This window comes from Sphingomonas fuzhouensis (assembly GCF_034659795.1).
Lineage (GTDB): Bacteria > Pseudomonadota > Alphaproteobacteria > Sphingomonadales > Sphingomonadaceae > Sphingomonas > Sphingomonas fuzhouensis.
The window spans coordinates 64,405-86,187 of the sequence record NZ_JAXSQY010000006.1 but is presented as its reverse complement, the minus strand read 5'-3'; the positions used below and the strand labels follow the sequence as shown (position 1 = coordinate 86,187).

15 protein-coding genes are annotated in these 21,783 nt (G+C 65.2%); 8 read left to right on the top strand and 7 right to left on the bottom strand.

Annotated features, from left to right (window positions below; all coding sequences use genetic code 11):
• Window positions 1–3: 3 nt before the first annotated feature.
• The 4 genes from U1H82_RS13435 to U1H82_RS13420 all read right to left on the bottom strand — a co-directional run bounded on the left by U1H82_RS13435 (window position 4) and on the right by U1H82_RS13420 (window position 5,721).
• A complete protein-coding gene (locus U1H82_RS13435; RefSeq protein ID WP_322965461.1) occupies window positions 4–1,122 on the bottom strand; it encodes an esterase-like activity of phytase family protein in 1,119 nt (372 codons plus the stop codon).
• A 74-nt stretch (window positions 1,123–1,196) separates the two neighbouring features.
• Entirely contained in the window at window positions 1,197–3,734 is a 2,538-nt protein-coding gene (locus tag U1H82_RS13430) for a TonB-dependent receptor (RefSeq protein WP_322965460.1), read from the bottom strand.
• A 115-nt stretch (window positions 3,735–3,849) separates the two neighbouring features.
• On the bottom strand, window positions 3,850–4,836 hold the full coding sequence (locus U1H82_RS13425; RefSeq protein WP_322965458.1) for an NAD-dependent epimerase/dehydratase family protein: 987 nt from the start codon (window positions 4,834–4,836) through the stop codon (window positions 3,850–3,852).
• A gap of 114 nt (window positions 4,837–4,950) precedes the next feature.
• The gene (locus U1H82_RS13420; protein WP_322965457.1) at window positions 4,951–5,721 is read right to left on the bottom strand and encodes a competence/damage-inducible protein A; all 771 of its coding nucleotides are present in this window, start codon (window positions 5,719–5,721) and stop codon (window positions 4,951–4,953) included.
• Between the two features lie 50 nt (window positions 5,722–5,771).
• Here U1H82_RS13420 and map point away from each other — a divergent pair, with 50 nt between their 5' ends.
• Both map and U1H82_RS13410 read left to right on the top strand, forming a co-directional pair.
• Window positions 5,772–6,599 (top strand): type I methionyl aminopeptidase, encoded by an 828-nt coding sequence (gene map / locus U1H82_RS13415; protein WP_322965456.1) that lies wholly within the window; start codon window positions 5,772–5,774, stop codon window positions 6,597–6,599.
• Window positions 6,600–6,603: 4 nt separating this feature from the next.
• Window positions 6,604–8,118, top strand: a complete 1,515-nt coding sequence (locus tag U1H82_RS13410; protein ID WP_322965455.1) for an ABC1 kinase family protein — start codon at window positions 6,604–6,606, stop codon at window positions 8,116–8,118.
• Here the strand turns inward: U1H82_RS13410 and U1H82_RS13405 are convergent.
• Window positions 8,115–9,056: a hypothetical protein gene (locus tag U1H82_RS13405; RefSeq protein WP_322965454.1), complete on the bottom strand. Its 942-nt coding sequence runs from the start codon at window positions 9,054–9,056 to the stop codon at window positions 8,115–8,117. The genes U1H82_RS13410 and U1H82_RS13405 overlap by 4 nt on opposite strands.
• A gap of 99 nt (window positions 9,057–9,155) precedes the next feature.
• On the opposite strand from U1H82_RS13405, the gene purL reads away from it, so the two are divergent.
• Window positions 9,156–11,381, top strand: coding sequence for a phosphoribosylformylglycinamidine synthase subunit PurL (gene purL / locus U1H82_RS13400; protein ID WP_322965453.1), 2,226 nt, complete (start codon window positions 9,156–9,158; stop codon window positions 11,379–11,381).
• A gap of 10 nt (window positions 11,382–11,391) precedes the next feature.
• Here purL and nhaA read toward each other — a convergent pair whose 3' ends face one another.
• Complete coding sequence (gene nhaA, locus U1H82_RS13395) at window positions 11,392–12,798, bottom strand: Na+/H+ antiporter NhaA (protein WP_322965452.1); 1,407 nt, start codon at window positions 12,796–12,798, stop codon at window positions 11,392–11,394.
• 83 nt (window positions 12,799–12,881) lie between these two features.
• On the opposite strand from nhaA, the gene U1H82_RS13390 reads away from it, so the two are divergent.
• Window positions 12,882–14,129 carry a DUF418 domain-containing protein gene (locus tag U1H82_RS13390; RefSeq protein WP_322965451.1) on the top strand — a complete coding sequence of 416 codons (1,248 nt, stop codon included), beginning with the start codon at window positions 12,882–12,884 and terminating at the stop codon, window positions 14,127–14,129.
• Window positions 14,130–14,211: 82 nt separating this feature from the next.
• On the top strand, window positions 14,212–14,382 hold the full coding sequence (locus tag U1H82_RS13385) for a (2Fe-2S)-binding protein (protein ID WP_322965450.1): 171 nt from the start codon (window positions 14,212–14,214) through the stop codon (window positions 14,380–14,382).
• Window positions 14,383–14,413: 31 nt separating this feature from the next.
• Here U1H82_RS13385 and U1H82_RS13380 read toward each other — a convergent pair whose 3' ends face one another.
• A complete protein-coding gene (locus tag U1H82_RS13380; protein ID WP_322965449.1) occupies window positions 14,414–15,448 on the bottom strand; it encodes a substrate-binding domain-containing protein in 1,035 nt (344 codons plus the stop codon).
• A gap of 113 nt (window positions 15,449–15,561) precedes the next feature.
• On the opposite strand from U1H82_RS13380, the gene U1H82_RS13375 reads away from it, so the two are divergent.
• Genes U1H82_RS13375 through U1H82_RS13365 form a run of 3 tightly spaced genes read left to right on the top strand, consistent with a single transcriptional unit; the run spans window position 15,562 to window position 21,710 of the window.
• Window positions 15,562–17,619, top strand: a complete 2,058-nt coding sequence (locus U1H82_RS13375; protein ID WP_322965448.1) for a glycoside hydrolase family 31 protein — start codon at window positions 15,562–15,564, stop codon at window positions 17,617–17,619.
• Window positions 17,620–17,676: 57 nt separating this feature from the next.
• Window positions 17,677–19,059 carry an MFS transporter gene (locus U1H82_RS13370; protein WP_322965447.1) on the top strand — a complete coding sequence of 461 codons (1,383 nt, stop codon included), beginning with the start codon at window positions 17,677–17,679 and terminating at the stop codon, window positions 19,057–19,059.
• A 23-nt stretch (window positions 19,060–19,082) separates the two neighbouring features.
• Window positions 19,083–21,710, top strand: coding sequence for a cellulosome protein (locus U1H82_RS13365; RefSeq protein ID WP_322965446.1), 2,628 nt, complete (start codon window positions 19,083–19,085; stop codon window positions 21,708–21,710).
• Window positions 21,711–21,783 lie beyond the last annotated feature (73 nt).

The window sequence follows — 21,783 nt, the reverse complement described above, 5'->3', positions numbered from 1 at the left end:
GAGCTATTGCGTCCAGGCAAAGGCGAGGAACTGCGACACCTCGTCCTTGCTGAAATTATCGTCAGCCTCGACGATCAAGGTCCGGCGGCCGTCCTTCAGCCGCGGCCCCCAGGCCATGCCTTCGAGATTGTCGATCGTCACACCGTCATAACGCCCCGGCAGGTCGAGCAATATCCGGCGGGTCATCGGGACGGCGGGACATGATGGCAGCGCCGTGCAGGATAGAACGTCGCTCGTGCGGTCGGTGATGCTCGACAACACGATGCGCGCCTGCACACCCTGCTTCGCATCGAAGGGCAGGACGCGTTCGATCGACAGGAAATGGCGATCGTCGACCGCCAGCAATTCAGACACGGAATAGCGTGCATCGGGCACGGCATAGACATATTGGCGAACCGGCCGCCCGGTCTTCGGATCGAAGCTGGTCAGCCGGTGCAGTGCAGGCGCGTCTACCGCGGTGACGGCCGGGCGGTCCTCATAAGCGGGGTCCTCGTTGACCGCATAGACCATGCCGTGCCGACCGACCGCCAGCCCCTCCAGCACGCCGTTGGACACCGCGCCGTGCGTTCGATTGTCATCGTAAAGATAGGCGGAGGGCAGCGAGAAGCTGCGCATAATCCGCCCTTTCGCGTCCCCCTCATAGAGGCCCGGCTGAATCCGCCGGGCCGGGTCGGCGTTCCAGGTCCCCTCCGACGACCAATAGACATGCCCCCCGGCGGCATAGCGAATAGCCTCGGGATCGACCACCGCATGATCGGTGGGGAACAGCACGCCCTGGGCGTCGCGCAGGAACACCTGCTTCTCGATGCGCACGTCCATCATATGGCGTGTGGGGTCGAGCGTGATCGCCAGTTCGTAATAGCGTGGCGGCCGCCCGTCCCCCTTGTCGTCCGAAATGGCGAGATACCGGCCATCCGGCAACCGATCGAGCCCCGATAGCCCGCCGACAGGAATCCCGTGGAAACGGGTGCCGCGCGGGATCGTCGTCGACGCGATCAACGCAAGAGCGGGCGGTGTTTCGGGTTCGGCCGGGATGGCCGCCGATGCCTGTGTCCAGAACAGTGCCAACGCACTGCCCAGCGCTCCGATCATCCCCATGCCCCGCAACACGCTCCCCATCATAGCTCGTCTCTTTTGCCCGTGGTCCAGAGCCGGTTCAGGGCGACGACAGACCTGCCATCGTCGCCCTGCGCCGATCAGAATTCGAAATGCACGCTCGCGATCAAGGTGCGCGGATTGCCGAAGTTGAAATAGCCGCCCTTGCTCGTCACCGTGCCCAGGTTCGAGAAATAGGCCTTGTTGAGCAGATTGACGACGTTGAACTGGACATAGGTCTTCTTCAGGCCGATCCACTCCATCCCGATCTGCGCATCCAGATCGACAAGGGTATAGCCCGCTGCCTTCACGTCATTGAGGTCGGTGACGAACCGGTCGCCGACATGCTTGGCCGACACGCCGACCACGCCGAAGGGCAGCGTCACCTGCGCCCGCCCGCCATATTGCCAGTCAGGCGTATCGACCACCGACTTGCCCTTGGTCGCAAGGACGACCGTGTCGCCGTTCATCACATCGTTCTTCAGCTTCGCGGTCATGTAGGAGGCGAAGCCATAGAGCGACAGCCAGCGGGTCGGGCTGAGCGAGAGCGAGGCGTCGATGCCCTTGCTGTCGACCGCGCCGACATTGCGGGCGGCGCTGATCGTGCCGCCGCCTTCCACCGGCGTCGTGGTCGTGACGATGCGGTTGCTGTACTGGATATACCAGCCCCCGAGCTGCGCTTGGGCGATGCCACGGATGTAGCGCAGGCCCAGATCATAGGAGTTGGTCCGCTCCGGCTGCACTTCGTCGCCGCCCAGCCGGATGACCTTGTCGTCATAGGCATAGACTTCGGTGTTCGGCGCCGAGAACCCCTTGGTATAGTTGCCGAACAAGCTGACCTCCGGCGTCATCTGCCAGGTCAGGCCGATATTGGGCAGCAGTGTGCGATATTCCTTGATCCGCCCGGTATAGGGCGGTGCGAAACCCTTGGTCCCGCTGTCCGCCTGAACCTGCGCCTGGGTCTGCGACGTGCAATAGGCTTCGCTGCCGCTGCCCGCGATGGTGTAGCAGGCATTGTTCATATTCCGCCGGAACAGCGCCGCGCGCAGCCCGACCGTGAAGGCCAGTCGGTCGTCGAAGGGCTTGCCGCGATATTCGCCCGACAACTGGTGCAGGATCGAATAGGTCAGCCGGTTGCGCTTGTTGAGCACATTCCCCGCGGCGTCGAGCATCGCATGGGGGTTGCTCGCATCACTGGTGCTGAAGGGCAGCCAGGGGGTGCCGTCGACCCGCAAATAGCTCGCCTCGCCGGTCTGGGCGGTGCGGGCGCGATCCCAGGTATAGGCCAGCCGCAGCATGTCGTTCGCATCGATGTCGTAGCGCAGGCCCGCAATCGCGATCAGGCGGTTGGTCTGGGTATTGGACGGATAATAGGCGCGGACATAATCCAGCATGTCGCCGTCACCGTTCAGATCGCGGCCCGACGCGACCCCGGCACCGACGCGGCCGAACTGATAACGATTGGCGTTCCTTGCCCCGGCATTGGCGTTACTCTCCGCGAACACGGTCGAGCCGCCGCCATTGGCATGGGTATAGCTATAGCCGCCATCCATCGACAGCGTCAGGCGGTCGGAAAGCGTGAACAGGCTGTTGAACCGGAGATTGCCGGTATCGACCGGATTGAGCGAGGTCTGGCGCGTGTTGGTGCAGCTTGACCGGTCGTCCTGCATCGTACCACCCGCGGCCTGCGCCTGCGACGGGAGGCTGCAGATCGGGCTTTTCAGAAAGCTGTTGCTCCGGTCGTCGAACAATTTGTCGAACTGGGCACGGGTCAGGTCGACGCGGATCGGTGCGGTGGATGAAGTGGGATAGGGATCGCCGAGCACAGTGTTGATGTTGGCGAGCGATGGCGTGCCATAGCCCGTGTTGCGATGCTGATAATAGAAACCGGCCAGCGACACGAAGTCCTTGCCGCCAAGCGGCTGGTAGATGCGCGCGTTATACTGGCTCTTGTGCACATCGGCGTAGCGGTAGAGGTTATAGCTCTGCGTGCTGGCCGACACCCAGGCACGCGTCCCGCTGGACGTCAGTTCGCCGGTGTTGATGAGGCCGAAGACCCGGTTCATGTTGCCGGTGCCATGCGAATAGACCGCCGTCGCGCTCAGCGTCTCGGTGGGCAGGATGGTGCGGTAATTGACCGTGCCGCCCGCCGCGCTGGCGGTCGGTGAGTCGACATCGGTCGAGCCGAAATTGACGTTGACCGACTGGACCAGTTCGGGATCGACCTGCTGCTGCGAATAGATGGCGTAATTGCCCGCATCGTTCAGCGGCAGGCCGTCGAAGGTGAAGGCGATGCGGCTTGCGTCGAAGCCGCGCATGCGGATGCCGCCACCATTGCCGCCATAAGGATCGCCCGCCGTGTAGTTGACGCCGGGCACCAGGTTGATTGCGTTGAAGATCGACTGGCCGGGGACGGTATGCTCGATATAGTCCTGGGTGACGATCGCACGGGCCTTGGGCGAATTGGGCAGCTCGATGACCACTGGCTTGCGCACCCGCTCGCCGGTGACGACGACATCGTCGCCAGCCTTGTCCTCGGCAGCGATCGTACCGGCGGTTTGCGCGGATGCCATATGCGGGGCGACGGCGCACAGGCACACGCCACCGATACCGGCAAGGCCGGTCCAGTTGTTCTTCACGTTTTCCTCCGTGGGAGATGGGGAGGAGGCCCCCGTAAATGGCATTTTTTTCATTACTGTGACGAAATTCAGATACGCAAAGTCGCGTATGACGTCGCAGTAAGGGCCGATCGCGTTAGCGGCCCCTGTAGAATTCGCGATACCAGGCGACGAAATGCCCCAGGCCTTCCGCCAGTCGCACCTTGGGCGCGTACCCCGTCAGGGCGTTCAGCTTCGACACATCGGCATAGGTGGCGGTCACGTCGCCGGGTTGCATCGGCTTCATGATCTTGATCGCCTCCCGCCCGAGCGCGGACTCGAGCGTCGAGATCATGTCCATCAGCCCGACCGGGTCGCTGTCGCCGATGTTGAGAATGCGGTGGCCGCCACGCTCGGGCGCATGGTCGAGCGCGCCGACGATACCGTCGACGATATCGTCGATATAGGTGAAGTCGCGCGCCATCCGCCCCTCGCCGAAAATCTCGATCGGGTCGCCGCCCAGGATTTTCTGCGTGAACGAGAAATAGGCCATGTCGGGCCGCCCCCAGGGCCCGTAGACCGTGAAGAAGCGAAGCCCCGTCTGCGGAAAGCCGTACAGCGTCGCATAGGACTGGCTCATCAATTCGCAGGCGCGCTTGGTCGCGGCATAGAGCGAGACAGGCGAGACGGCGGGTTCGTCCTCACTGAACCCCTGCCCACCCATCGGCTTGTCGCCATAGACCGAACTGGAGGAAGCATAGACGAGGTGGACGAAATCCGCCTGGTGGCGGCACGCCTCCATCACCGCCAGATGCCCGGCCACGTTGGAACGCTCATAGGCAAAGGGATGATCGATACTGTGGCGGACGCCCGCCTGCGCCGCCAGGTGAACGACGCGGGTGACGCCGTGCTGACGCATCAGGTCGGCAATCCCGCCTGCATCCGCCACGTCCATGCGGTGGAAGCAAAAATTCGCGATGCCGTCGAAGCTCGCCAGGCGCGCCTGCTTCAGGGCAGGGTCGTAATAGTCGTTGAGATTGTCGACCCCGATGACCGTCTCACCCCGCGCGAGCAGGCGATGCGCGGTCGCATGGCCGATAAAGCCCGCCACGCCGGTAACGAGAATGGGCGCCGCAACCCGCATCAGGAACCACTCCGCATCAGTCCACCTTGGGGGCTGGCACAAAGGCCTGCCCGCCAAGGCTCATAATTCGCCAGGTTTGAAGAAAGTCCAAAACGCCCACTACACCGGGCGAAGTCAGATACCGCCCTGGATCACCTCGCGACCGTCCGCCGTCAGCGCGGTGGTCAGGTCGTTCAGGCACGTCTCGACCTTGGCAGGATCGGGGCTGCGCACGACGAAATTGGCGCCGGTCCGCCCCTCACGGAAGAACGGATAGCTGCCGATCGCGACCCCCTCATGGGTCTTCTCGGCATTGCGCAGCAGTTCGGCGACCTCACTTTCACCCACCCAGCAGCCGATCGTCCCCGAAACCACGGGGCGACCGCCCTCCAGCGTGCCGGTCAGCGCGTCGAGCATGCCAGCGGTGATGTGCGGAACCCCCGCCATGATGAAGATATTGCCGACCCGGATGCCCGGCGCACCCGATACGCGGTTGGGGATCAGCGAGGCGCCCTCGGGCGTGCGGGCCATCCGCGCCCGCGCCGCACTGACTCCGCCGCGGGTCGCATAATAATGCTCCAGGATCGCCCGCGCCTCGGGATGTTCGATCACCGGCACGCCCAGCGCCTCGGCGATCGCGTCGACGGTGATGTCGTCATGCGTCGGCCCGATCCCGCCGGTCGTGAACAGATAGTCGTTGCGCGTCCGCAGGGTGTTGACCGCCTCCGCAATCGCCTCGGCCCGGTCGGCAACGACGCGGACCTCGGTCAGTCGGATGCCCTGGACGTTCAGCCAGGTCGCAAGCTGCGCGACGTTCCGATCCTGGGTGCGCCCCGACAGGATTTCGTCGCCGATGACGACCAGCGCGGCGGTCCAGATGCGGTCGGGTTTATTGGCGGATTCCATGCGCCCGACATAGCCTCGCAAAAGCGGCCGCGCCACGCTATATCGCCGTCATGACCGATTATGTGACCGTTTCCGCCGACGCGCCCCAGGGGCGGACCGGCGCGATCAAGCTCTGGGGCCGCGAGGCGTTCGACGGGATGCACAAGGCGGGCCGTCTGGCCGCCGAGACGCTGGACATGCTGGTGCCGCACATGGTGCCCGGCGTGACCACCGCCGAGATCGACCGCCTGATCCATCAGTTCATCGTCGACCGCGGCGGCGTGCCCGCGACGCTGGGCTATCGCGGCTATACCCATTCGACCTGCATCTCGATCAACCATGTCGTCTGCCACGGCATTCCGTCGGAGAAGACGCTGAAGTCGGGCGATATCGTCAATGTCGACGTGACCCCGATCGTCGATGGCTGGCACGGCGACACCAGCCGCATGTACCTGATCGGCGACGTACCGCTCAAGGCGCGCAAGCTGGTCGAGGTGACCTATGAATGCCTGATGCTGGGGATCGAGCAGGCCAAGCCCGGCAATCATATGGGCGATGTGGCGCATGCCATTCAGCATCATGCCGAAAAGCATCGCTACGGCGTGGTCCGCGATTTCTGCGGCCATGGTCTCGGCCTGCTGTTCCATGATGCGCCCGAGGTCGTCCATGTCGGCCGCCCCGGCACCGGTCCCGAACTGAAGCCCGGCATGATCTTCACCATCGAGCCGATGATCAACATCGGCCGCCCCGACGTGAAGCTGCTCGACGATGGCTGGACGGCGGTGACCCGCGACCGTTCCTTGTCGGCGCAGTTCGAGCATTCGATCGGCATCACCGAAGAGGGCTGCGAAATCTTCACGCTCAGCCCGGCGGGCTATACCCAGCCGCCCTATAGCTGAGCCGATGCTGCTGGGCGCGATCCGGGTGGCGGCACGCGACCGCGCCCGACTGGCCGATGTCATCGCCACGGCGTCGCGCTTCGGTCTGGACGTGCTGCTCGCCCGGCTGGGCCTCGATCCGGCGCGGCGTGATCCGGATGCCCTGCCCTTCGACCTGCCTGCCCGCACCCGGCAGGCGATGGAGGCGTTGGGTCCGGTCTGGGTCAAGCTGGGCCAGATCCTGGCGACCCGCGCCGACCTGCTCCCGCCCGAATGGATCACCGAACTCGAACAGCTGCACAGCGCCGCGCCGCGCCTGCCCTTCGACCAGTTGCGCGAGCAGGTCGAAGCGGCACTGGGCGAGCCGCCCGAAACCGCCTTTGTCCGATTCGACCCGGAACCCCTGGCCGCCGCCTCGATCGCGCAAGTCCACCGCGCGGCGCTGAGCGACGGCACCGACGTCGTGCTGAAGATTCGCCGCCCCGGCATCCGCCCGGTGATGGAGGCGGACCTGCGCCTGCTGACGCAACTGGCATCGATGATCGAGGCGACCAATGCCGAGGCGCGCCGCTATGGTGCCATGCGCATGGTGCGTGAACTCGGCCGCGATATCCTCGAAGAGCTCGACTTCACCAACGAAGGCCGCAACGCGGACCGGCTGCGCGCGGACTTCGCTGGCGACGCCCGCGTCGTCATCCCGACCATCCATTGGGCCCAGACCACCGAGACGCTGCTGGTCATGGACTTTGTCGATGGCGTGCCGCCCCGCAACGCCGCGCTGCTGCGTCAGGCGGGGATCGATCCCGCCGTCATCGCGGCGGTGGGCGCGGACATCGTGCTCGACATGACCCTTATCAACGGGCGTTTCCATGGCGATCCGCATCCGGGGAACCTGCTCTGCCTGCCGGGCAACCGCATCGCGCTGCTCGACCTCGGCCTGATTGGGCATGTATCCCCACGTCGGCGCGAGGAGGTGATAGCCTTCACCCAGTCGATCACCTATAGTGACCCGATCCTGCTGGCGGAAACGCTAAAGCAATGGTCGCAAACCGATGATATTCCATCCGAACGGTTCCAGGCCGTGGCCGATCGACTGGTCGCGCGGCATGGCGGCGGTGCGCTACGGCTGGCGGCGATCCTCGCCGATATCTTCCCGGTGCTGCGCGAAGAGCGGATCGTCCTGCAACCCGACATGCTGCTCCTGTTCAAGGCGCTCATCACCATCGACGGCGTCTTGAGTGGCATCCAGCCCGACTTCGACCTGTCCGCCGCACTTCGCCGGGCAAGCGCACGGATCGTGGAGGCACGCCTGTCGCCCCAGCGTTGGACGAAGCGGGCCACCGCGCTGGCCCTCGAACTCGACCGGCTGGGTGACGACCTGCCTCGCCTGATCCGGGCGACGACCCGCAAACTCGAAGGTGAGCAGGCCGCCGTTGCGACAGGCGGCATCGAAGCGGCGATCCGCACCGGGGCGGGCTGGATCGCGGGCGCGCTGGCGCTATCCGGCGTGGCGATCGCGGTGGCGATGCGGTTGGGCTAATCCAGCCGCTTCAACTGGTCGCCGAGCCCGAATGGATGACGGCGATACTCCGCGCGCCAGTTCACACCCGCTCGCTCCAGCATCTCGGCCTCTATCGCACCATAGACATAGAGAGCGGCGCGTTTCCATGTCTTGAAACCCTGCTCGCGAACCGCACGGAGGCTGGTCGCCAACCCCTTCAAGCGCGCAATTGCATCATCGCGCATTGCGGCATCCCCCTGACGCGCCAAGACCAGTTCGGTCCAGCGGGCCACGCCTTCCTGACCGACCTGAAATTCGTAATAGCGCCGATCCGCCGGACTGACCTTGGCCAGAGCGACGTCACGCGCGGCGACATAGGCTTTGGTCGCCGCGCGTCGTTCCTCCGGGGACTTGGCCTCCAAAAAGGCCAGACCAGCGTCCCCCATCAGCAAAAAGGCCGCCCCCACTTGCGGATCGGCATAGGGGAAGGGATAATTCAGCATCCAGCTGCCGTCGGTCGACCCACCCGCCAACCCCAGTGCCGCGACCATCTGGGCATAGCCCGGTATATGCGACTGATAGAGGTGGAAGCTCTCATGAAGCACCGTCGCTTTCCAATAGGCCGGGCTCATCTCCAAAGCCTTGGGATAACCGATCGCGATGGTCTCCCCGCCCGGAAAGAAATTAGCTGCGGCTGAAAGGTCGACTGCCAATTCGCGGGCACGAGTCTGCAACGAACATTTGGTCAGTGGGTCCCGCCCGGCGGGCGTAAAGCCTTTGGTCGCTGGATGGCAGAACAAAGTCTCCCTTTCCGGACCAATCAATACCAAATCGAGCGGCACCCGGTCGAACCCCGGCCACATGCGGTTTCCCGCGCCGCGATAGAGACGCTGCACGTCGGCCAGCATCGCCCGCTCCGGCTCGGGCGGCAGGTCCACGCCCGCCAATGCCGCGCCGATCATCATCGCCAGGATCATGGCATCGCCCCCCTCGTTTCCCGTCCCGTGTCGATCATGGCGCATCTTCGCGCATACCGATAGTGACGAAGCCGCGACACCGCGTTAAAGGCGCGGGCCATGACCGAGATCACGCCCCAGATCGTTGCCGACCACGGCCTGTCCGAAGACGAATATCAGCGCGTCCTGACCGCGCTGGGCCGCGCGCCCAATCTCGTGGAGCTTGGCATCTTTTCGGTGATGTGGTCGGAGCATTGCAGCTATAAGTCGAGCCGCATCCACCTGAAGAAGCTGCCCACGGAAGGGCCTCAGGTCATTTGCGGGCCCGGCGAGAATGCGGGCGTCATCGATATCGGCGACGGCCAGGCCGCCATCTTCAAGATGGAGAGCCACAACCACCCCTCGTACATCGAACCCTATCAGGGCGCGGCGACAGGCGTGGGCGGTATCCTGCGCGACGTGTTCACCATGGGTGCGCGACCGGTCGCGAACCTGAACGCGCTGCGCTTCGGGCGGCCGGATCATCCCAAGATGCGCCACCTGATCTCGGGCGTGGTCCATGGCATCGGCGGCTATGGCAATTGCGTCGGCGTGCCGACCGTGGGTGGCGAGGTGAACTTCCACCCGGCCTATGACGGCAACATCCTGGTCAACGCGATGACGGTGGGCGTCGCGGATCAGGACAAGATCTTCTATTCGGCGGCGAGCGGCGTCGGCAATCCGATCGTCTATGTCGGCTCCAAGACCGGCCGCGACGGCATCCACGGCGCGACCATGGCCTCGGCCGATTTCGGCGAGGATGCGGACGCCAAGCGCCCGACCGTTCAGGTCGGCGACCCGTTCACCGAAAAGCTGCTGATCGAGGCGTGCCTCGAACTCATGGCCTCGGACGCGATCGTCGCGATCCAGGACATGGGCGCGGCGGGCCTGACCTCCTCAAGCGTGGAGATGGCGTCCAAGGGCGGCGTCGGCATCGAACTCATCATGGACGACGTGCCCCAGCGCGAAGAGGGCATGACGGCGTATGAAATGATGCTCTCGGAGAGCCAGGAGCGGATGCTCATGGTGCTGAAGCCCGGCCGCGAGGCGTTCGCCGAGGCGATCTTCCGTAAGTGGGAGCTCGACTTCGCGGTCATCGGCCACGTCACCGAAACCGGCCGCATGGTCCTGCGCCACAAGGGCGAGATCGTGTGCGACGTCCCGCTCGGTCCGCTCGCCGACGATGCGCCGCTTTACGATCGCCCGCATGTGCCCACGCAGGTTCCGGCCGCGATCACCTCGCCGGGTTGCCAGGACCCGGCGGCGGACCTGCTCAAGCTGATGGGCTCGCCCGACATCGCCTCGCGTCGGTGGATCTGGGAGCAGTATGACCATATGGTCGGCGGTGACACGGTGCAGCGGCCGGGCGGCGACGCCGCCGTGGTCCGCGTCCATGGCACGCAAAAGGGGCTCGCGATGAGCACCGACTGCACGCCGCGCTATTGCTATGCCGATCCGGTGACGGGCGGCATGCAGGCAGTGGTCGAGACGTGGCGGAACATCACGGCGGTCGGCGCCAAGCCGCTTGCCATCACCAACTGCCTCAACTTTGCCAACCCGCAGCGGCCCGAAATCATGGGCCAGATCGTCGGCTGCCTGGAGGGCATGAGCCAGGCCTGCCGTGCGCTCGACTATCCGATCGTGTCGGGCAACGTCTCGCTCTACAACGAGTCGAAAGCGACCGGCGGTGGCTCGGCGATCCTGCCGACGCCGGCGATCGGCGGTGTCGGTCTGATGGCGGACTGGTCCAAGTCGGCGACCATCGCCTTCAAGGGCACCGGCGACGTCATCGTCCTGATCGGAAGCCCCAAGGGCGAGATCGGTCAGTCGCTGTGGCTGCGGGAAGTCCATGGGATCGAAGGCCGCGACGCCGGGCCGCCTCCGTCGATCGACCTCGACGCGGAACGCCGCACCGGCGATCTGGTCCGCGAATCGATCACCGCTGGGCATCTGACGGCCGTGCACGACGTGTCGGACGGCGGCATCGCGGTGACGGTCGCCGAAATGGCGCTGGCGGGCAATATCGGTGCGCTGATCCAGTTCCCGGAGACGGGCGAAGCCTGTCGCCAGCTCTTCGCCGAGGATCAGGGCCTGTATATCGCCACGGTCGAGGACACCGCGTTGATCGACTTCCTGGCAAACGCTCATCAGGCAGGCGTCGAGGTCGAGCGTATCGGTCGCACGGCTGGCACCCGCCTGATCTTCGAGCGTGAGGACGGCGACTTCGTCGTGGCACTCGACGATCTGCGCCGCGCGCATGAGGGCTTTTTCCCGGCCCTGATGGGCGACGACGCCGCCCTCGCCTAACGCCCCACGCCTAACGTTCTGTCGGAGCCTCGGCCGTGTGCCGGGGCTCCGCAGAGACGTGCAGGATCGCATATCCGATCGCGGCGGCCAGCACCGAGGCGATCAACACGCCGAACGACGCCGCTTCCCGCATCTCGCCATCGCCAAAGGCGAGTCCGGCGATGAATAGCGAGATGGTGAAGCCGATCCCCGCCAGCGCGCCCACGCCCACCACCATCGGCCATGTCACCCGATCAGGACGCTTGGCCAGCCCCACCGCACTTGCGGCCCAGGTAAAGGCCAGGAAGCCCAACGGCTTGCCGACCGCCAGTCCCAAGACCACACCGATGACGAGCGGGCTACCGATCATCGCCAGCAAATCCGTCGAGATATGGATGCGCACGTTCGACAGCGCGAAGAGCGGCAGCACCACATAATTCACCCAGGGCGTCAGGATTTCGATCAAGCGGCTGCTCGCTTCGCGGGTCGCGGATGCCATTTCGTGGAGATAGCCCAGCCGGTCCTCGGCGCGTTCGCGAAGCAGCTGCTGCTCTTCGTCATCGTTCGTCCGCTCGGCCGCGTCGTGGGCGTCTCGAAATTCATCGACCCGCCCCTGCACCCGCTCCGCGAAATCCTGCTGTTCCAGGCGCGGCTGTACCGGCACGGTCAGGCCGATCAGCACCCCCGCGATCGTCGCATGGACGCCCGATTCGAGCACCCCGCCCCAGATGACTAGGGCAAGCAGGACATAGGGCACCGACGATACCCAACCGATCCGGCGCAGCCCGACAATGCCCGTCAGCGCGATACCGGCCGCAATCAGCCCCCAGGGATCGAGCGACCCGCTATAGGCAAAGGCGATCACCAACAGCCCGCCGACATCATCGACCGCCGCAAAGGCCAGCATCAGCGCCCGCAACCCCGCTGGCAATCGGGTCGCGAACACGGCGATCAAGGCCAGGCCAAAGGCCGTGTCGGTGGTGATGACGCTTCCCCAACCCGGCTGCGCCGGCGTTCCGGCGGCCACCGCCAGATACAGCCCCACCGGCACCAGCATTCCACCCACGGCGCCGGCGAGCGGAAAGGCGGCGGTGCGCCAATGGGCGAGCGGTCCCATGACCATCTCGCGCTTCACATCGGCACCGACGATCACGAAGAACAGCGGCAACAGCGCGTGATCGATCCACTCGGCCAGTCGGTGCGATACCTCGGACGCGCCGAAGCCGATGATGACGGGGGTATCCCAGAACCCCTCGAAGGTGCGGGCCCAGGGACTGTTGGTCAGCACCAGTGCCAGGATCGTCGCCAGCAACAGCGGCCCGCCCGTCACCTCGCGCCCGGCGAAAAAGGGTTCGACCTTGCGCAGAAAAGCCGATGCGGCGGGCGAGTGATGCGCGCGGGCGCTGGCGCGGCCGGTCAGGCGTGGCGATAATCCCATCGCATGGCAATGCACCGGCCCGGCCCCCGGTTGCATCGCCAGCGATGCAGGTTAAGCCCCTGGGCATTCCATGGAGCTTTCCCTTGACCGATGGCCCAGCCGCCGCCTCGTATTGTGCAACGCCTGATCCTCACGAACGCCTGCTGACGCTCGACGGCCTGCGCGGTGTTGCGGTGATGGCGATCCTGCTCGCCAACCTCCCCGGCTTCGCACTGCCCGATCCCGCCTATTCCAACCCCATGGCCTGGGGCGGCAAGCGGCCGATCGACATCGCGGTCTGGTTCCTGACCGAGACGTTCGTCAGCGGCCGGATGCGGGGCCTGTTCTCGCTGCTGTTCGGTGCCTCGACCCTGTTGGTGATCGACCGGGCCGATGCGGCCGGGTTGAACGGCGCCTCGGTTCATCTTCGGCGCATGGCGGTGCTGTTCCTACTGGGCCTGATCCATCTGACCTTCATCTGGACCGGCGATATCCTTACTCATTACGCGTTGGTCGGGGTGGTGGCGCTGGCCTTCGTCGGCCTGACGCCCAGGACGCTTTGCTGGACGGCGGCAGGTTTGGCGGGCCTGTCGATGCTGCTGGGCGGATTGGAATGCTTCGGCTTGATGATGGCTGCTACGCGCGACACGCCACAAATGGCCGCGTTATGGGACAGCTATCAGGCGGCGTTCGGCACACCCCCCGCCGCCCGCCTCGCGCCTGAGATTGCGGCGATGCGCGGCCCTTGGTCAGTTGCCACGGGCTTTCGGCTAGAGAATAACGGCAATCCGTTGCTCGACCTGATCCAGATCGGGCCGGACACGCTCAGCGTCATGCTGCTCGGCATGGCGGCGCTCAAATCGGGGTTTCTGACGGGCAGTTGGTCGCGCCAGGCCTATCGCCGATGGGCGGTGTTCGGGCTCGGCCTGACTATTCCCGTCTATGCCGCCACGGCCGGGGCGGTGATGGCCAGCGGTTATGACGTCCGGACCGTGTCGCTGGTCGCGCTGTTTCTCAACGTCCCGTTCCGCCTGATCGGGACGATGGGGTATGCCGCGCTGATCCTCTTGCTGCTGCGATCCGGTGGATGGTGGACGATCCGAATCGCTGCCGCCGGGCGCATGGCCTTCACCAACTATATCGCGACCAGCATCGTGATGACCGCCATCTTCTATGGCCATGGGCTGGGCCAGTTTGCCCGTTGGAACCGGGCCGATCTTTACCTGCTCGCGCCCGCCATGTGGGCGCTCATGCTCCTCTGGTCGAAGCCCTGGCTCGATCGGTTCGGTCAAGGTCCATTGGAGCGTGTGTGGCGCCTGGCGAGCCGTGGCTTGGCGGGGCGGATCACCTGATTTTTTCTGCAAACGCCTCGCAACAGCCTTGCGACCCACTCTCATTAGCGCTACAGACAAGACGCTATTGATGGAGAGCGCCTTGGTTGTCTGCGTATGCAATGCCATCCGGGAATCCCAGGTCCGCGACGCGGCACGCGCCGGATCGATGACTCCGTGCCAGATGTATCAGGCGCTGGGTCGCCAGCCCAAATGCGGGCAATGCGCCGTCCTTGCACGGGCCATCATCGACGAGGAACGCACCGCAGCCTGAGCGCCATCATGGCGTGCGGCATGGGGACGGCTCAAGCCTTTACCATTTCAGCCCGGTGGCTCTGCCCCAGACGAAGCGCCATCCGCCATAGCGTCTGCACAGGCGGCTCATCGGCGGACTGGGCATCGGGCAAACGGGCGACCAGCCCTTGCGCCAGAGCGAGACCCAGTTCGCCGAGTTCCAGCGTGAAGCAGGTCAGATCGGGCGATAAGGCGCGACAGGCGGGGTTGTCGCGCAACCCGATCACCGCAACGTCCCGCCCCGGCTCCAGCCCCAGCGCCCGCAACGCGCGATAGGCGCCGACCGGGGCCGTTTCCCCCATCAACAGCAGCGCGGTCGGGCGGTCGTCCAGCGCCATCAATTCGCGGGCGCTTTCCTCGCCGTCGCTTTCGTCGGTCTCGCCATGATGGACCAGCGCGGCGTCGAACGGTACGCCAGCGCTTGCCAGTGCGGTGCGATAGCGGTCGACCACGATATGGCTGTTGTTGATCGACGCGGGCGGCGCGATCAGGCCGATGCGCCGATGCCCCCCTTCGATCAGCAGCGCCATGGCCTCGGCCACCACACCTTCGAAATCCAGATCGATCCACGCATAGTCGCGCTGGCTTGCGGTGCGCCCCAAGGTAACGAAGGGAATCCGGCGTTCGAGCAGGAAGGCGATCCGTGGATCGTCATGTTGCGTGCCCGACAGGACCCAGCCATCGACGGTCCCCCGCGACACATGCCGTCGCAGGAAGGTCAGCCCATCCTCCCCCTTCCGGGCGAGCAGGACCACCAAATCGAGGTCATGTTCGCTGAGCCCGTTTTGCACGCCCTCCAGCAGCGCCATGAAGAACGGGTCGCCATGCATCGCGCTGTCATGCTCCAGCGTCAGCATGAAGCCGACCGTCCCCGTCCGCCCGCTGCGCAGCGTCCGCCCGGACTGGTTCGGGATATAGCCATACATCTGCGCCGCCTCGACGACCCGCTGGCGGGTGACGGGGCTGACATCCTTGCGATCGTTCAGCGCGCGCGAGACGGTGCCGATCGACAGTCCCAGATGATTGGCGAGTGCCCGAATATCCATGCCGCCTTGATCGCGGGCCTATGCCGTTCGCACAAGGGGTATTGACAAGAGGCACGCTTTCCACAACAAATCCGTAAACGTTTACGGCCATCACAAGATGGCGGACAGAGAGGATGGCCGGTTTGGACACGCTGCGTCTGGAATCCGATGCGATTGCCTGGTCCTATAATGGCGATTGGCTTCGCATCGAAGCGCATGGGCCGGACGGGCTGCGGCTGCGCGCGTCCTGCTTTCCGGCGCAGGCGGCACGGCCGGGCGCGCTGCTCGATGACGTGCCCGTCAGCCAGCCCGTCGTCAGCCGCGACGGTGCGACGGCCCGAATCACCAATGGCCGGATCATCGCCGAAATCGACCTTCAGGGCCGGGTCCGTTTCCTGAATGCAGAAGGTCGCGTGCTGCTGGAGGAAAAGTGGCGGCAGCGCGATACGACCAGCAAATTCTGGACGGTGGGCACCGACGAAGTGCGGATGATCAGCGCGCTCGGCCTGTCGGGGCGCGAGTTCAAGTCGCTTCCCGGTGAGGTCGCGCGGATCACCGTGCGGTTCGAGGCGAAGGCGGGCGAACGCCTTTATGGCATGGGCCAATATCAGCAGCCGCATCTCAACCTGGCCGGTTGCACCCTGGAACTGGCCCAACGCAATTCGCAGGCGAGCGTGCCCTTCGTCGTGTCGAGCGACGGCTATGGCCTGCTGTGGAACATGCCCTCGGTTGGTGAGGCGCATTTTGCCGCCAATGGTGCGATCTGGTCCGCACAGGCCGCGCGCGAGATCGATTACTGGATCACCGCCGCCGACACCCCTGCCGAGATCGTGCGCAACTATGCCAGCGTCACCGGCACCGTGCCGGTGATGCCCGACTATGCACTGGGCCTGTGGCAGAGCAAGCTGCGCTACCGAACCCAGGAGGAGTTGCTGGCGGTCGCGCGCGACTATCATCGGCGTGGCATCCCGCTGGCGGTGATCGTGGCCGATTTCTTTCACTGGCCGGTGCAGGGCGACTGGCGCTTCGATCCGCGCGAATGGCCGGACCCGGCCGCGATGACCGCCGCGTTGAAGGCGATGGGCACCGAACTGCTCGTCTCGATCTGGCCGACCGTCGACCACCGATCGGAAAACTATGCCGAGATGGCGGAGAAGGGCTATCTGGTCCGGGCGACACGCGGGCTGGACGTGCAGCAGGAATTCCTGGGCAATACGCGCTTCATCGACACCACCCATCCGGGGGCGCGCGCATTCCTGTGGGAACGGGCGAAGCGCAACTATCGCGACAAGGGCGTAAAGCTGTTCTGGCTGGACGAGGCGGAGCCCGAATATAGCGCCTATGATTTTGACAATTATCGATATCATGCCGGTTCGGTGCTGGAGGTCGGCAATGCCTATCCCCTCCATTATGCACAGGCTTTCCACGAAGGCCTGAGCGCGGAGGGCGAGACGGAGATCGTCAGCCTGATCCGCTGCGCCTGGGCGGGCAGCCAGCGTTACGGGGCATTGGTCTGGTCGGGCGACATCCATTCCTCGTTCGAGGCAATGCGCAATCAGTTGAGTGCCGGGCTCAACATGGGAATGGCGGGCATTCCATGGTGGACCACCGATATCGGGGGCTTCCATGGCGGTCATGTCGACGATCCGGCCTTTCACGAGCTGATGATCCGCTGGTTCCAATGGGCGGTGTTCACACCGGTCCTGCGGATGCACGGCCACCGCGATCCGATCACCCCGCCCGCCGAACCGTTCCGGGATGGCGTGGCCCAGTGCGATACCGGTGCGGGCAACGAACTCTGGAGCTTCGGCGAGCCGGTCTTTACCATCCTGCGGGATTACGCCGCCTTGCGCGAGCGTCTGCGCCCCTATGTCGCCGGGCTGATGCGGCAGGCCCATGAACAGGGCGATCCGTTGATGCGTCCGATGTTCTACGACTATCCGGACGATCCGCGCTGCTGGGAGGTGGACGATCAATATATGTTCGGCCCCGATCTGCTCGTCGCGCCGGTAACGGCCGCAGGCATCGGCAAGCGCGACGTCTATCTGCCGCACGGCAGCTGGCGCGATGCCTGGACCGGCGAGCGGTTCGAGGGGGGACATAAAGTCACCTGCGCCGCGCCGGTCGAGCGCATACCCGTCTTCATACGGGACGGCGCGGCCGTGGCGGATGCCTTCGACACGAACGGATAAGGACGGGATCGTCAAAAGGCGGACCGGGAAACAAGGGATAGGATCATGGCGGCATCAGTGGCAGACCACGACCTGGGAGGGGGCATAGCGCAGTCGGGCGAGGCATCGACCACGCACATCCCGTTCGTCGAGAAGGTCTGTTACGGCCTGGGCGATGCGGGTGGCACGATCGTCACCGGGCTGATCGCCAATTTCCTGACCTTCTACTATACCGATGTCTTCGGGCTTGCGCCGGGGATCGTCGGCATCCTGTTCCTGTCGCTACGTATCTTTGACGCAATCTCCGATCCGTTGATCGGCATCATGGCCGATCGGACCTCCACGCGCTGGGGTCGGTTCCGGCCCTATCTGTTATGGACCGCGATCCCGGTCGGGCTCAGCTGCTTCCTGACCTTTCAGTCGCCGGACCTGGGCTATGACGGCAAAGTCGTCTATGCCGCCGTGACCTATTTCCTGCTCGCCTTCTCCTATTCGCTGAACAACGTGCCCTATTGCGCGCTCATCACCCGTATGACCGACAGCGCGCGGGAGGGCGTGTCGTGCCAGTCGGTGCGTTTCGCGATGGTCGCCATCGCGTCCTTCTGCGTCTCGGTCGGTTTGCCGATCATGGTCCGGTATCTGGGCGGCGCGGACGTCGCGCGCGGCTATCGCGACGGGGTGGCGATCCTGGCGCTGGCGGCGGTCGTCATGTTCCTGATCTGCTTCCTGGTCGTGCGCGAGCGGGTGGTCGCCGCCGACACCGCCGAGGTGCCGCTGAAAGTCGCGATCGCCACCACGCTGAAGAACGACCAGCTTCGCCTGACCTTCGTCATGACACTGCTGCTGATCGGGATCTTCAATACCAAGGGTGGCGCGGCACTCTATTTCATCACCTATGTCTTGGGCGGCGACACCACCTATCAGGCGCTGTTCTTCGGCACCGCCACGGCGGGCGGTTTTCTGGGGTCCGTGATCGTTCCCTTCTTCACCCGCCGGTTCGATGTGAAGACGGTGTATGTGTGGGTGAACCTGATCCTGGTCGCCGGGCATTTCGCCGCCTTCTTCGTTCCTGGCGGTTATCCGATGCTGTGGCTGGTTCTGGTCGGCCTGTGCTGCGTGGTGTTGGGCTGCACCTTGCCGCTGCACTTCACACTGATCCAGCTGGCCGACCAATATGGCGAGTGGAAGCTGGGGATGCGGTCCTCGGGCATGAGCTTTGCCTTCAACCAGTTCTTCGTGAAGCTCGCCTGGGCGCTGGCGGGCGTACTGATCAGCGGCGTATTGGTCGTCGTATCCTATAAAGCCGGTGCGGGGAACCAGACGCCCCTCTCGCTAACCGGCATCCGCATGCTGTCGACCATCATCCCCGGTCTGATGCATCTGGCGCTGGCCGCCACCGCCGCCCGCCTGATCCTGAACCGCGCGACGATCGACCGCATGACCGCGGAGCGTCGCGCATGACCCCTTCAACGAAAGCCAGCTTTATGCCCTCCCCCCTTCGCCTGATGCTGGCCGCGCTGCTCGGCTCCACCGCGATCGCCGCATCCGCGCAGGAACGGCTGGAGGTCGATCTGGGGAGCGATACCGGCGCCTTTCATGGCGGTGCGTCGGGCACGCTCTACGGGCTCTATGACGCGCGGCTGCCGCATCCCAATCTGGTCGAGGGCATCGGCCTTCGCACCGTGTCGACCAAGGCGCAGGACGGACCGCAGCATCCCGGCGCCGACGCGCTGGAGGTGTCGACGCTGCTGACCGATGCCTCGGGCGGCGACACCTATATCTACATGACCGACATCAACCGCGAATTCCCCTATAATTGGAAGACCGGCGACTGCGCCCAGTCGGTCGCCCATTATATCGAGCAGTTGCGTGCTCAGGTCCGCCAGGTGAAGGCCATGGCACCGCGCTATCGCGACCGGATCGTCTTCGTCCCCTTCAACGAACCCGATGGCAACATGTTCGCCGACGGACCGAAGAGCTGCAACGGGATCAAGTGGCAGAAGGACCCGACCGCCTTCAACGACGCCTGGGACCGGGCGGTGCGGATGATCCGCCAGGAACTGCCCGGCGCACGGATCGCCGGGCCCAATACCAGCATCCTCTTTCCCGAGGTCGAGGGCTTCATGCGCCACGCCATCGCCGCCGATACGGTGCCCGATGTCGTCACCTGGCACGAGCTGAGCAATCCGGCGGCGGTGCGGACCAGCGTGCGCAAATATCGCGAATGGGAGGATCGGCTGTTCGCGGGGACCAAGTGGCAGGGCCGCCACCTGCCCATCAACATCAACGAATATGCCTATAACTACCACACCTCGGTCCCCGGCCAGATGGTGCAGTGGGTCGCGGCGATCGAGGATTCCAAGGTCGATGCCGATATCGCCTATTGGAATATCGACGGCAATTTGAGCGACTCCGCGGTGCAGGCCAATCGTGGCAATGGTCAGTGGTGGCTGCTCAACGCCTATGCGACGATGAGCGGGCATACGCTGGCGGTCAGACCGCCGCATCCCGATGAAAGCTATACGCTTCAGGGCGTAGCGACGCTCGATCCCGCGCGGCGGCAGGCACGGGTGCTGTTTGGCGGCAAGAGCGGGCCCGCGACGATCGCACTCGACCATGTCCCCGCCTGGTTCGGCCCCGACGTGCGCGTCCGGGTGCGCGAGATCGCCTGGACCGGGCAGCTGGGCGACGCCACCCCGCCCGCCGTCATTGCCGATCGGGTGATGCCGGTGACCGACGGCCGCATCGCGCTGACCTTCGGTGAGGGCGCCATGCCCGCCCTGCGCGAGGAGGCGGCCTATGAACTCGTCCTGTCGCCGGGCCGGGACGTGCACCCGGCCGCCGTGTCGGTCCCCTGGCGGCAGGATTATGAGGCGGAGCAGGCGACCCGGCGCGGCACCGGCCTCGCTATTCATGGGCCCGAGGGCTCGCCGAAGAATGTCGATCGCTTCCACACCTCGGGCGGCTATTCGGTCGAGGGGTTCAAGACCGGCGCCGACGCCGCGCTCGACTTTGCCGTCGATGTGCCCCGCACCGGCCGCTATGACGTGCGCGTCCTGGCCAGCACCTTCAACAAGGACCCGCTGGCCGCGGCGCAGGGGCCGACCAACGTGTTCCTGCGCATCGACGGCAAGGCGGCGGGCGAAACCGAGCTGTTGCTGCCGCTGGGTTATAAGCCCTCGGTCCTCGACCATGTCGACACGGTCGTCTCGCTGCCGCAGGGACGCCATGTTCTGACGCTCGCGACCCGCAGCCTGGACGGGAAACGCCAGACCCAGGGCAACGCGCTGGTCGACCGGATCACCCTGACCGCCGCCGATCCGGCGGTTACCAGCACGACCTATGACGTGCAGGACGCCATGCTGAAGGGCACCACGCCCGCCAGCGGTGATGCGGTCGCCCTGTCGCCCGGTGGCAGCGCGACCTTCTGGGTGTATGGCGCACAGGATGGCCTGGCGCGATTGACGGCCGAGGCGAGCGGTCCGGTACGGATGACCGTCAACGGTCGGGCCATGGCCCGCAACGACGCCTTCCTGCTGGGCGGCATCAACAAGGTGGTCGTCACCGGGGCAAATGGCACCCGCCTTCGCGGCGTTCGCGTCACGCCCCAGCCCGGCCCGGCCCCGCGCCTGTATGAAGCGGAAGCCGCGCAGGTGGCCGGGACCGCGCGGATCGGCAGCGCATCGCTGGCCAGTGGCGGCCGCGCCGTGTTCGACATCGGCGGCGCGCCGGGCAATGGCAACACGCTGACCTTCCCGAAGGTCATGGCGGACAAGCCGGGCCTTTACGCGCTGACCATCCGTTTTTCGAATGACGAACAGTCCAAGGCGACGCATTATAACCCCGATCCGCTCGCCCGGATCGCCCGCATCTCGGTCAACGGTGCCAAGCCGGTACTGGCGACCTTCCCCAACAGCTTCCATGCCAATAACTGGTGGGAGATGACCGTGCCCGTGACCCTGCGCGCCGGGGCGAACACGATCCGCATCTCCGGCGAGGAACAGCCCGATTGGGACGGCCGCAGCTATGCCTCGCAGACCTGGCCCGGCGTACTGCTCCGATCGCGCTTCGCCCCCAATATCGATCGGATCGCGATCACACCCATGCCCTGACCCTGTCCGGTGGCAAGCCGCCATGAAGAGCGGCTCACCAGCCCTACGACCGTAAACGTTTTCAATAAAAGGA

Bases quoted from the DNA above. Each gene is read 5' to 3' on its own strand.
- U1H82_RS13420 (WP_322965457.1), bottom strand. From the start codon at position 5,721: ATGGAATCCGCCAATAAACCCGACCGCATCTGGACCGCCGCGCTGGTC.
- U1H82_RS13425 (WP_322965458.1), bottom strand. From the start codon at position 4,836: ATGCGGGTTGCGGCGCCCATTCTCGTTACCGGCGTGGCGGGCTTTATC.
- U1H82_RS13435 (WP_322965461.1), bottom strand. From the start codon at position 1,122: ATGATGGGGAGCGTGTTGCGGGGCATGGGGATGATCGGAGCGCTGGGC.
- U1H82_RS13380 (WP_322965449.1), bottom strand. From the start codon at position 15,448: ATGGATATTCGGGCACTCGCCAATCATCTGGGACTGTCGATCGGCACC.
- U1H82_RS13410 (WP_322965455.1), top strand. From the start codon at position 6,604: ATGCTGCTGGGCGCGATCCGGGTGGCGGCACGCGACCGCGCCCGACTG.
- U1H82_RS13375 (WP_322965448.1), top strand. From the start codon at position 15,562: ATGGCCGGTTTGGACACGCTGCGTCTGGAATCCGATGCGATTGCCTGG.
- map (WP_322965456.1), top strand. From the start codon at position 5,772: ATGACCGATTATGTGACCGTTTCCGCCGACGCGCCCCAGGGGCGGACC.
- U1H82_RS13365 (WP_322965446.1), top strand. From the start codon at position 19,083: ATGCCCTCCCCCCTTCGCCTGATGCTGGCCGCGCTGCTCGGCTCCACC.
- U1H82_RS13405 (WP_322965454.1), bottom strand. From the start codon at position 9,056: ATGATCCTGGCGATGATGATCGGCGCGGCATTGGCGGGCGTGGACCTG.
- purL (WP_322965453.1), top strand. From the start codon at position 9,156: ATGACCGAGATCACGCCCCAGATCGTTGCCGACCACGGCCTGTCCGAA.
- nhaA (WP_322965452.1), bottom strand. From the start codon at position 12,798: ATGGGATTATCGCCACGCCTGACCGGCCGCGCCAGCGCCCGCGCGCAT.